Below are 10414 nucleotides of genomic sequence, written 5' to 3'. Positions count from 1 at the left end.
AATCTCCCTGATGTTTATTTTATACTATTTTGATTCCACTATTCAATACTTTGATTCTATTAGTCTCAATTCTTTTAATTCCAGTTTCATTTTACAATTGAGATATACCAAAGTGAAACAATAAGATATTGTCAGCGGAGGTAGAATTTGCTACAATATTTTAACGGAGGCGTACAAGAACGATGAAAGATTTTATCAAGAAATTTGCACGTGAAATCAGTGTTTTTGGATTAGTACTTGTTGTTTTCCTTGGCTTATTCATTTATCGTCAGGCAACATATGCAACTTATACAACTTTATCAAGCACAAAGTTTGAACAGAAGATTGAAAATAAAGATAGCTTTATTCTTGTTGCAGGTGATAGTTCTGATAATACAATGAAATCTTTCCAGGAAGTTATGACAACTTACCAGACAAAGAATAGAAAAAATAAGCTTTATTATGTTGATACAAAAGGAAAGTCTAGTGATTACCTAACTAAGAAATTGAATGTCAATGTCTCTACACCTTGCACATTCATTATTAAAAATGGTAAAGTGACTGCTAAGTATCCAGGTGCTCTACAGTACTATTATTTCAAAGATTTTATTAATGCAAATCTATAAAAAAGAGATTGCCGATGCGGCAATCTTTTTTAGTCTTTAAATTCAATTTCATCAAGTGGTAAATCATTCTTTAACTTATGGTTACAGTTTGGACATCTCTTTTCTACACCTGTCACAAAACTTCTAGACTTTGTAAAGACATCTACATGTCCACATGAATCACAGCGACATCTTTTCATTAGTTTAAAGTTATAAGCCATAAGTAAAATATATAGCACAACTGTTCCAATAGTACCAGGTAATCCTAGTGACATAAAGAAGCTGACTAATATACCAATAATAAGTAAGAAGTTAGAACCGATTTCTATTCTTCGAATTGTTTTTGCATATTGATTTCTACTTTTCATATATTCTCTCCACTCTTGGTGAAATGAGACAAATGATTTCATAAGGGATTGTATTAATTTCCTTAGCCATCTTTGCGAGTGAGATATGTTCTCCAAAGATTTCTACATCATCACCAGGTTTTACGTTCTCATCTACCTTCACCATACACTGATCCATGCATACTCTTCCTACAACAGGATAGTAGTGACCATTAATATAAACTTCTCTACCCTGATTTGCGCGTGTAAATCCATCTGCATAACCAATTGGTAAAGTCGCAACATATTGATCTTCATCTGCTGTATAAGTCATACCATAACCAATCTTTTCACCTTTAGGTACAACTTTAACCATTGCAACTTTAGTATAAAGACTCATCGCCTGTTTTAAATCTTTATTTTCTTCACCACGTGGATCTACACCATACATTGCAATACCAATACGTGTTAGGTTACCAAAATCAGAATGATGGAACATCATAGCCGCAGAGTTATCACAATGAACATACTTAAAACGATTATTACCTACAATAGACTTGAATAAAGCCAGCTGCTTTTCATACTCATCATCCTGTGAAAAGTCATCTGCAGTCGCAAAATGAGTGAAGATGCCTTCTACATCAATCTTTGCAGGATCAATCATTTCCATAGCCTGTTCAAATTCTTTTTCTGTTTTAAAACCAATTCTATTCATTCCTGAATCGATACTTAAATGAACTTTAACAGGTGCATCATAATGATGCATTTCATTAATCTTACTTAAGTAATCAAATGAGAATAAAGCAAGACTGATATTCTTCTCAATCGCAATATCTAAGTCTTCTAGTGGTACTGCACCTAGTACTAGAATATCCTGCTTTACACCTAAATCTCTTAAGTCTACTGCTTCTTTTAAAGTTGCCACTGCAAACATCTGAATAATTGGTTCATCCTTTAATACAGAAGCGACTTCCTTATAACCATGTCCATAAGCATTTGCTTTAATGATAGCCACCATAGGCTTTTTAGTTTTTTTATATAATGTTTCTACATTTTCTTTAATATAATCTAAACGCACTTTAGCATACGTATCACGATAACGTGTCATTTTATATTCCTCTTTTCTTAAGTAAAAAGTATAAACTAGACATTTATACTTTTCAAGAACTGTTTGAAAAAGCAGCACTTATATGCTGCTTAAAAGTCTGTTAAATGGCCATCTTTTCTATCTACACGATAACGATAACGGCATAATTCCAACATTGGTAGATCTGAATTAGAATCAGAATAACCATAAGAATGATCATAATCTATTTCTAAATCATGTTCCTTCATATACTGATTAATTCTAGTTACCTTTGCTTTACCTTTACAGTTCTCACCAATAATACGAGATGTATAATGCCCATTCTTTATTTTTGTCTTAGTACCCATTAACTCGTCACATGGAAGAGTATTAAAGCGCATATAAGCTTCAGCACTTGCAGTGACTAGAAATACTAAACATCCTTCTTCCTGTCTCTTCTTCATCTCTTCAACCATATGAGGGTAATAAGTAGGGACGATATCCTTTTCATAACAGTCTTTGATTTCTTCTTCAGTGAGTAAATCTAAAGGGAAATGAATCCATGATTTCATTGATTCCATAGAACAGATATGTAATACATAACCAATTCCATAAGGAATAAGTGGAAGAAAGCGGAATACAGATAAAGGATACTTCTTTAAGGTATAATTCAATAGCTTATTAATAGAATCACCATGGGCTATTGTATAATCAAAATCAAAAAATGCACACTTCTGTTTCATTAAGCAATCTCCAATGCGACTTCCATCATTGCAGTAAATGTCTTTTCTCTTTCTTCAGCAGTAGTTTCTGGTTCATCATTTACTAAAGAATCAGAGATTGTAAGTAATGTTAAAGCATTCTTACCTAAATAAGCAGCTGTCGCAAATAATGCGTAAGATTCCATTTCTACTGCAAGAACACCCATTCTAGACCATTTTTCTACAGAAGTTGTATCTGCATGATAGAAAATATCAGATGCTAAAACATTCCCTACGTGATAGTTGATCTTCTTTTCTTTTGCAAGTGTTACAGCCTTTTCAAGTAATGAATAAGAAGAAATAGCTGAGAAAGTGCCTGGTAATTCATATTGATGTGCAAAGTGAGAGTCTGTACATGATCCCTGTGCAATAATGACATCTCTAATATGAACATCCTTCTGCATAGAACCTGCACTACCAATACGGATAATGTTTTCTACATCATATTGTGTAAATAATTCATAAGAATAGATACCGATAGAAGGCATACCCATTCCTGAACCCATAATAGAAATCTTTTTTCCTTTATAAGTTCCTGTATATCCAAACATGTTTCTTACAGCATTAAACTGTACGACATCTTCTAGATATGTTTCTGCCAGATATTTTGCACGTAATGGGTCTCCTGGCATTAAGACTGTTTTTGCGATATCACCTTTTTTTGCTTCATTGTGTGGTGTTGCCATAATTTTATCTCCTTTTATAATAATTTTTTAGATCTGGTTTCTTACCTGATATGATTGCATCCTTGAGTACTTTATAATCTTTACTTGAATAGCCTGCTTTCGCAAATGACTCTGTCATTATGACAGGTGCCTGGTTATCACTCAAACCCACATATAATGCGATATCTTTCTTGTAGGCTTTGATATGGGTATCAATATCAATCATATGCAGCTGGATATTATCATCATCCTTGAAATCATCTATTAATATTCTACATTTTCCACAAGACTTAAGTCCATAGACTTTTACAGAATATACATTCTTTTTACATGATGTACTACTTAACAGTAAACCTGCGATCACTAAAATCTTGAGTAGGTTTCTTTCCATTAGCGACACGTTCAATATCTTTTGCCAATATCTCTTCATCATCTGTTTCATATCCTAATAATGCGAAATATCCTTTTACATAGATAAATGGACCTAAGCCATAAAATTCCTCATCAAAATCCTTTAATGAATTCACTGCCTGGTCATAATGGACTGTTGTCTTCGTATCATCCATATCATACATCTTGATAGAAATATTCTTATAACGTTTCTTTAAATAAGGAATCGCATTCTTCTTAAATGCGATACATTCAGCACATGTCTTGACTGAATAGAATTCAATTGTGACAGGATGAGGTAATTCAACCTTTTTTTGTGTGCATCCAGTCATCAACAATAAACTTAATAAAAATAAAATCCATTTCTTCAATCGCATCACTCCTCTAATACATCAGCACATTCTTTTAAATATTCCATAATAGGTAACTGCTGTGGACAAACACCCTCACATTGACCACATCCTATACAAACAGATGCTTTCGCACTCTTTTCTATAATGCCTTCATAACGATTCTTTGCTTTATCCTTCATACCATAAATCTTATACCAGTTCATTGCCTTGAAGATATCAGGAATTTCAATACCCATAGGGCATCCTGGTGTACAATAACGACATGCTGTACAAGGAATAGATTCAATCGCATCCAATACCTTTTGTGCTTCTTTAATTGTATTCTGTTCCGCTTCACTTAAAGGCTTAAATTCCTTCATATAAGAAATATTGTCTAATACCTGTTCCATTGTACTCATACCACTTAATACTGTAATGATACCATCAAGTGATGCCACATAACGTACAGCCCATGATGCAATGGACATATCAGGATTCGCATTATACAGAATATCTCTTACTGAATCGGGAGGAGTAGCCAATGTACCACCCTTAATAGGTTCCATAACGACAATAGACTTCTGATGCTTTCTCGCAATTTCATAATTAGCACGAGATGTAATAGCAGGATTTTCCCAGTCTGCATAGTTTAATTGTAATTGTACAAATTCCACATCAGGATGTTTAGTGAGTAATTCATCCAATAATTGTGGTGTCCCATGAAAAGAGAAACCATAATGCTTAATCAGCCCTTTTTCTTTTGCATCCTTCACAAAGTCCCATATATGATATTGATCATATAAAGCGACATTGGCATCAGATAATGCATGTAACAAGTAATAATCAAAATAACCTGCCCCTGTTCTCTCTAAACTTACCTTTAATTGTGCCTGGCAGCTTGCTTCATCATGACACATCATCTTTGCATTGATCTTAGAAGCCAAAGTATAGGAATCACGAGGATAACGTTCTACAAGTGCAATTCTAGTTGCTTCCTCTGAACCTTCATAGACATATGCTGTATCAAAATAAGTAAGTCCAGCATCCATAAAGGCATCCACCATTTTCTTTGTTTCTTCAATGTCAATTTGTCCATTAGTGCGTGGTAAACGCATCATACCAAAACCAAGCTTTGGCGTATGTTCTCCAAAATAAGTCATATTCTCAACTCCTTTATTCTATTCTAACACAAAAAGCTTCCCAACTAGGAAGCTCTTTTCGTAAATATAAATGCAACACCTGGATCTTTATTTTCAGCATGAATATCATAGCCATACATATCCGCAATTTTTGCGACAATAGAAAGACCTAAACCAAACTGTCCTTTCACCCCTTTAACATAAGGGTTGAAAAGATCCTCTTTCTTATCTTCATCAATAGGATCCCCATCATTATAAATAATGAGTGTATCTTTCTTTAATGTAATCATAATCACAGACTTCATATAACGTGACGCATTATCAATAATATTCTCTATCGCAACACGCCAATGCTCTTCATTACCGATGAAGGCTACATCATCTAGATCTGTTTCTATATGTATATGCTGCATTGCTTCCATCTGCATGACAATATGTTCAATTAAATCTTTAATTGGGAAAGGCTTTAATTCACTTTCTTCTGCACTTAAGTAATCGAGTCTATTTAAATAGAGTAATGATTTGACTTTATGTTCTAATCGGTCCGCATTTTCTAAAATAACATCCATAGAACTTTCTTTATCCCCATATGGGTAGATATCATCCTTAACACTTTGCCCATATGTTTTAATAAGTGCAATAGGTGTTTTTAAGTCATGAGAAATGTTATGAATCATTTCTTCTTTGACCTTTTCCTGCTTCATGAGTTCATCTTTCATTGTCACAATCGCATTACCAACAACCCCTATTTCATCCTGTCTATCCATGACAAGAGTGCTATCCTCACGATTCGCAATAGAGTCTACATAGGTTTTGATTTTCTTTAAAGGACGAATCAAAGAGATAACCCATAAAACAAGAACTAACGCAAAGATTGTGAGTACAGCATAAAGTATATAAATAATACGATTACGAATATCCCTAATCAGCTTATCTGAATAAGAGTTAGACATAATAGAAATCAAATACTCATCATCAACCTTCATTATACGATAATAATAGGTTTCTCTTGCATAAGTCCCCTTGTTTTCTATCGTATAGTGTCTTCTACTATTGACTATTTTCTCTAAATCACGTCCAAATAAGTAATTATAAAGTAATGTCAATGTAGTGGCATCCCCATAAAGATTACTAAATGTGAAAGCATTTTCTACTGGATCATAGACAATTGTATAAATAGGCTTCTCTTTATTATTAGAAGGCATGAAATCATATTCTACAGTATTTCTTTGTGATGTTTCTAGTTTTTCGTACATCTGGTCATCAATAATATCATGAACATTAGAATCCACAACCGGCATGACAACAGTCACAAGCATAATAGCTAAACCTAGAATTACCACAAGAAGCTGCTTCAATAAAGAAAGAGATTTAAACATTAGTCTAGTCTATAGCCAAAACCATAAATTGTCTTGATATTGATATTTGGCATCTTCTTTCTTAAACGTCTTAATGTATCATCTACGACACGATCACTACCAAAATAGTTTTCATCCCAGACACGTGTTAAGACCTGTTCACGAGAAATCGCAATACCTTTATTCTTCATAAAATAGAGAAGCAGTTCATATTCTTTGGTTGTTAAATCAATTTCATGGCCATTCTCTAATACTTTACGCTTTGATTCATCAATCATATAACCATCGATATCAATCATTTCAGTATCCTTATAAACACGCTTTAAGACATTATGAATACGAAGAATCACTTCCTTCATATTAAATGGTTTTGTAATGTATTCATCACAGCCCTTTTCTAAACCTATAATACGATCAAATTCCTGATCTCTTGCAGACATGAAGACAATAGGCATATCAGGACGTGCTGACTTAATAGCAGTTAATAAGTCAAAACCACTATTCTTATCAAGCATAATATCAACGAGCCATAAATGAACATCGTCATCACAATGCATTAAAGCTTCATCATATGTATAGAAAGAAGTACATTCATATCCTTCTTTTTCTAAATAAGTTCTTACTAGATCATTCAATTGTTTTTCATCATCAATGATGTTGATTTTGTATTTCAAGAGACTCACCTCCCATATTTACCATTATAGTGAAAATATTGCCAGCAAAGTGGCAATATTTTGTTAGATTATGTGATTATTTAACGGCATAGCCTTTTTCTTTAATAAGATTTACTACCTTAAGCACATTTTCATGACAGATTTCATCTGTCTGTGCTTCAACCATGACACGAATTAATGGTTCTGTACCAGATTCTCTTACTAGAATACGACCGTCATCACCTAATGCTTCTGTCACTTCTTCAATAGCTTTCTTGATATCTTCATCATTTAATACTTCAGCTTTATCTTTTACACGTACATTGATTAATAGCTGTGGATAAATAGTGACTGGTTCTGTTAACTGAGCTAAAGTCTTCTTATTTTCAATACATGTTTCTAGAATCTTTAATGATGTTAAGATACCATCACCTGTAGTCGCATGCTTAGAGAAAATAATATGACCAGACTGTTCTCCGCCAATAACGTTGCCATTAGTCACCATGTTTTCATAAACATATTTATCACCAACAGCAGTCTTTGCATAACCAATACCAACCTTATCTAAAGCCTTATAAAGACCAATATTACTCATAATTGTAGTAACAATTGTATTGTTGGCAAGTTCATTGTTTTTCTTTAATTCCTGACCACATACATAAAGAATTAAGTCACCATCAACAACTCTACCAAATTCATCTACGGCTAAACATCTGTCTGCATCACCATCAAATGCAAAACCGATATCCAAACCATTTTCACGGACAAAGTTCTGTAATGAACCCATATGTGTAGAACCACAGTCAGTATTGATATTCACTCCATCAGGATGATCATTGATAACATATGTTTCTGCGCCTAATGCATCAAATACTGCCTTTGCGATATTAGAAGATGCACCATTAGCACAATCTAAACCAACACGTACATTTCTAAATGCTCTCTTAGGAATGCTCATTAAGTAACCAATATATCTATTTCTACCCATAGAGTAATCAAAAGCACGACCGATACCATCCTTAGTTGCGTATGGAAGTTCTTCAGTTAAACCATCAATATACATTTCAATCTGCTTTTCAACATCTGCATCAAACTTCTGACCTTTATCATTAATAAGCTTAATACCATTATCATAATAAGGGTTATGTGATGCAGAAATCATGATACCACAATCAAATCCATCTGTTCTTACAATATAAGATACTGAAGGTGTTGTAGTTACATGAAGAAGATATGCATCCGCACCGCTGGCAGTTAAACCAGCTACAAGTGCATATTCAAACATATAACTTGAACGTCTTGTATCCTTACCAATAACGATTCTTGCTTTATGATGACGATTATAATACCAGCCTAAATAACGACCTACTTTAAAAGCATGTTCTACTGTTAATGTCTTATTTGCTTCTCCTCTAAAACCATCTGTTCCAAAATATTTACCCATTTTTACTTATCCTCTCTATTTTTTCTCAATAAACATAGTCACATCAATAGTATTCTGTGATATCTTATTGATTTTGTCATTTCCCTGTAATGCGATACCAGATAAAGTTGTTGATCCTGATAAATTAGAAATATCGACCTGACATGTAATATAGTTAATATCACTAATATCAGTACGTTTACCATAGATCGTTACAGTAGAGCTAGATAACTTATAATTTGTCATCTGATAGCCTTCCTGCAACTGTCCAACAAATTCTGGTTTAACTGGCACTTCTTTAGAATAGGAATCAACATGACAACTGACATTCACCTTTTCTGGTGCAATTGTACATTGTACTTCATTCCCATCTGCATCAAAAGCTTTAATTTCACATGCCTGCTGGAATGCCTTTGTCTTATCCTCCACATCAATAAGTGCCTGGACCTTATCAATCTTATCAAGATTATTCTGTGTCGCTGTTATTGTAACACGTTTTGTAGATATTGAATCAACTGAAACACTATATTTTTCATTTAATTTATCTTGATTAATAAACTTATATCCTAAATCGAACTTTGCATCCACCTTAGGCAGAATCTTAATTGTCACTGTTTCAGGAATAAGCATCACAGTCAAATCACTATCAAAATTTCTTGTCTTTAATGTAACATGATGTGTTCCTTCATTATATTCAGATAAATCACAATAAACCTCATAATTACTTGTTAACTTAGTTGTATAGATATCCATAGAAGGACCAATCAAACCTATTTCTACAGTTGGAGGTACTCCCGATACATCATAGCGATCCTTTAATCCTTCTACCTGTACTGGCACCTTCTTAAGCGTTGCCCCAGCCGTTGTAGAATTCATTACATCCCCACCAGAGAATGAAACAAATAAGAATAAAGCAAGCACAAATGAAAGAATACGCACAGAATGCTTATTCTCAAGAAGCTTATCTAACAGCTTATTAAAGTAGTTATAGCCTGTAGAGACCTTTTCCACTGTTTTTGTATAAGTCTGTTCTCTTTCTCCTTTTTTCGCTTCTGTCTTCTCTTTTTCAGATTTTTCTTCCTTTACAAACTGCAAGAAGAAATCCGTTGTAGAATCCGTCTGTTTCTTTTTCTTAGGATCATTCATGGGATTCACCACCTTCACCATACCAGTTCAATTCAGCAATTAATTTAGAACGAAGTTCATTCAAGTTAATTCTTGTCAATTCTCCATTCGCTGCAAAACTGACATTTCCTGTTTCTTCAGATACAACCACTGTCAAAGAATCTGTGATTTCGCTAATACCAATTGCCGCTCTATGTCTTGCTCCATATTGTGAAGGAATTTCCTTATTTGTTGGAGGATAAAAACAGGCAGAAGCAACAATCATATCATTCTTTATAATAGTTGCACCATCATGAAGAGGTGTTCCTTCATAGAAGATAGTTGTTAAAAGTTCTGCTTTAATAGATGCAGATACCTTCACACCAGTATTAATAAAATCCTGTAAAGACTGACGACGTTCAAAAGTAATAAGTGCACCTGTCTTATCCTTAGACATTGTTGTAATAGATTCAACAAGTTCATCCATTGCACGTTCTCTTTCATCATCAGATAAGCGATGCTGTACTTCATTTTTAGTCTGTCCCATCTTCTCTAATAAGACACGTATTTCTGGCTGGAAGATAACAACAATAGCCAATACTCCCCATGTGAT

General features: G+C 33.7%; 13 protein-coding genes. 1 reads left to right on the top strand and 12 read right to left on the bottom strand.

The genetic code is table 11. The features are described from left to right. The first annotated feature begins 182 nt into the window (after positions 1-182). Positions 183-605 (top strand): hypothetical protein, encoded by a 423-nt coding sequence (locus tag B2S90_RS00655; protein WP_055233672.1) that lies wholly within the window; start codon positions 183-185, stop codon positions 603-605. 29 nt (positions 606-634) lie between these two features. On the opposite strand, the gene B2S90_RS00650 is transcribed toward B2S90_RS00655, so the two are convergent. The 12 genes from B2S90_RS00650 to cdaA form a co-directional block, all read right to left on the bottom strand. Further along, on the bottom strand, positions 635-952 hold the full coding sequence (locus tag B2S90_RS00650; RefSeq protein ID WP_006506093.1) for a hypothetical protein: 318 nt from the start codon (positions 950-952) through the stop codon (positions 635-637). Continuing rightward, positions 942-2018: an alanine racemase gene (alr, locus tag B2S90_RS00645; RefSeq protein ID WP_278860557.1), complete on the bottom strand. Its 1077-nt coding sequence runs from the start codon at positions 2016-2018 to the stop codon at positions 942-944. The genes B2S90_RS00650 and alr overlap by 11 nt, the downstream gene beginning before the upstream one ends. Positions 2019-2107: 89 nt before the next feature. Beyond that, entirely contained in the window at positions 2108-2719 is a 612-nt protein-coding gene (locus tag B2S90_RS00640) for an HAD-IB family hydrolase (RefSeq protein WP_055233670.1), read from the bottom strand. Then, positions 2719-3423, bottom strand: a complete 705-nt coding sequence (gene deoD, locus B2S90_RS00635; protein ID WP_055233669.1) for a purine-nucleoside phosphorylase — start codon at positions 3421-3423, stop codon at positions 2719-2721. The genes B2S90_RS00640 and deoD overlap by 1 nt, the downstream gene beginning before the upstream one ends. 4 nt (positions 3424-3427) lie before the next feature. Next, positions 3428-3628, bottom strand: coding sequence for a hypothetical protein (locus tag B2S90_RS00630; protein WP_286696374.1), 201 nt, complete (start codon positions 3626-3628; stop codon positions 3428-3430). A 112-nt stretch (positions 3629-3740) separates the two neighbouring features. Continuing rightward, the gene (locus B2S90_RS00625) at positions 3741-4163 is read right to left on the bottom strand and encodes a hypothetical protein (RefSeq protein WP_279079377.1); all 423 of its coding nucleotides are present in this window, start codon (positions 4161-4163) and stop codon (positions 3741-3743) included. Positions 4164-4168: 5 nt separating this feature from the next. Further along, on the bottom strand, positions 4169-5284 hold the full coding sequence (locus B2S90_RS00620) for an aldo/keto reductase (protein WP_278779328.1): 1116 nt from the start codon (positions 5282-5284) through the stop codon (positions 4169-4171). A gap of 44 nt (positions 5285-5328) precedes the next feature. Further along, positions 5329-6642 carry a HAMP domain-containing sensor histidine kinase gene (locus B2S90_RS00615; RefSeq protein ID WP_055233665.1) on the bottom strand — a complete coding sequence of 438 codons (1314 nt, stop codon included), beginning with the start codon at positions 6640-6642 and terminating at the stop codon, positions 5329-5331. Then, a complete protein-coding gene (locus tag B2S90_RS00610) occupies positions 6642-7295 on the bottom strand; it encodes a response regulator transcription factor (protein ID WP_055233664.1) in 654 nt (217 codons plus the stop codon). The genes B2S90_RS00615 and B2S90_RS00610 overlap by 1 nt, the downstream gene beginning before the upstream one ends. 76 nt (positions 7296-7371) lie before the next feature. After that, the gene (gene glmM / locus B2S90_RS00605) at positions 7372-8718 is read right to left on the bottom strand and encodes a phosphoglucosamine mutase (protein ID WP_055233663.1); all 1347 of its coding nucleotides are present in this window, start codon (positions 8716-8718) and stop codon (positions 7372-7374) included. A 15-nt stretch (positions 8719-8733) separates the two neighbouring features. Then, positions 8734-9843, bottom strand: a complete 1110-nt coding sequence (locus B2S90_RS00600; RefSeq protein WP_055233662.1) for a CdaR family protein — start codon at positions 9841-9843, stop codon at positions 8734-8736. Beyond that, positions 9836-10414, bottom strand: a 579-nt coding sequence (gene cdaA / locus B2S90_RS00595; protein ID WP_286696373.1) for a diadenylate cyclase CdaA, incomplete at its 5' end; no start/stop codon positions are given. The genes cdaA and B2S90_RS00600, both read right to left, overlap by 8 nt.

The sequence above is a fragment of the Catenibacterium sp. UBA627 genome, from assembly GCF_002299355.1.
GTDB lineage: Bacteria > Bacillota_I > Bacilli_A > Erysipelotrichales > Coprobacillaceae > Catenibacterium > Catenibacterium mitsuoka.
This window is presented reverse-complemented; position numbering and strand designations above follow the sequence as displayed.

What these genes read in the sequence shown, in the direction of transcription:
- B2S90_RS00655 (WP_055233672.1), top strand. Translation starts at nt 183, where the DNA reads ATGAAAGATTTTATCAAGAAATTTGCACGTGAAATCAGTGTTTTTGGA.
- B2S90_RS00650 (WP_006506093.1), bottom strand. Translation starts at nt 952, where the DNA reads ATGAAAAGTAGAAATCAATATGCAAAAACAATTCGAAGAATAGAAATC.
- alr (WP_278860557.1), bottom strand. Translation starts at nt 2,018, where the DNA reads ATGACACGTTATCGTGATACGTATGCTAAAGTGCGTTTAGATTATATT.
- B2S90_RS00640 (WP_055233670.1), bottom strand. Translation starts at nt 2,719, where the DNA reads ATGAAACAGAAGTGTGCATTTTTTGATTTTGATTATACAATAGCCCAT.
- deoD (WP_055233669.1), bottom strand. Translation starts at nt 3,423, where the DNA reads ATGGCAACACCACACAATGAAGCAAAAAAAGGTGATATCGCAAAAACA.
- B2S90_RS00630 (WP_286696374.1), bottom strand. Translation starts at nt 3,628, where the DNA reads ATGATTGATATTGATACCCATATCAAAGCCTACAAGAAAGATATCGCA.
- B2S90_RS00620 (WP_278779328.1), bottom strand. Translation starts at nt 5,284, where the DNA reads ATGACTTATTTTGGAGAACATACGCCAAAGCTTGGTTTTGGTATGATG.
- B2S90_RS00615 (WP_055233665.1), bottom strand. Translation starts at nt 6,642, where the DNA reads ATGTTTAAATCTCTTTCTTTATTGAAGCAGCTTCTTGTGGTAATTCTA.
- glmM (WP_055233663.1), bottom strand. Translation starts at nt 8,718, where the DNA reads ATGGGTAAATATTTTGGAACAGATGGTTTTAGAGGAGAAGCAAATAAG.
- B2S90_RS00600 (WP_055233662.1), bottom strand. Translation starts at nt 9,843, where the DNA reads ATGAATGATCCTAAGAAAAAGAAACAGACGGATTCTACAACGGATTTC.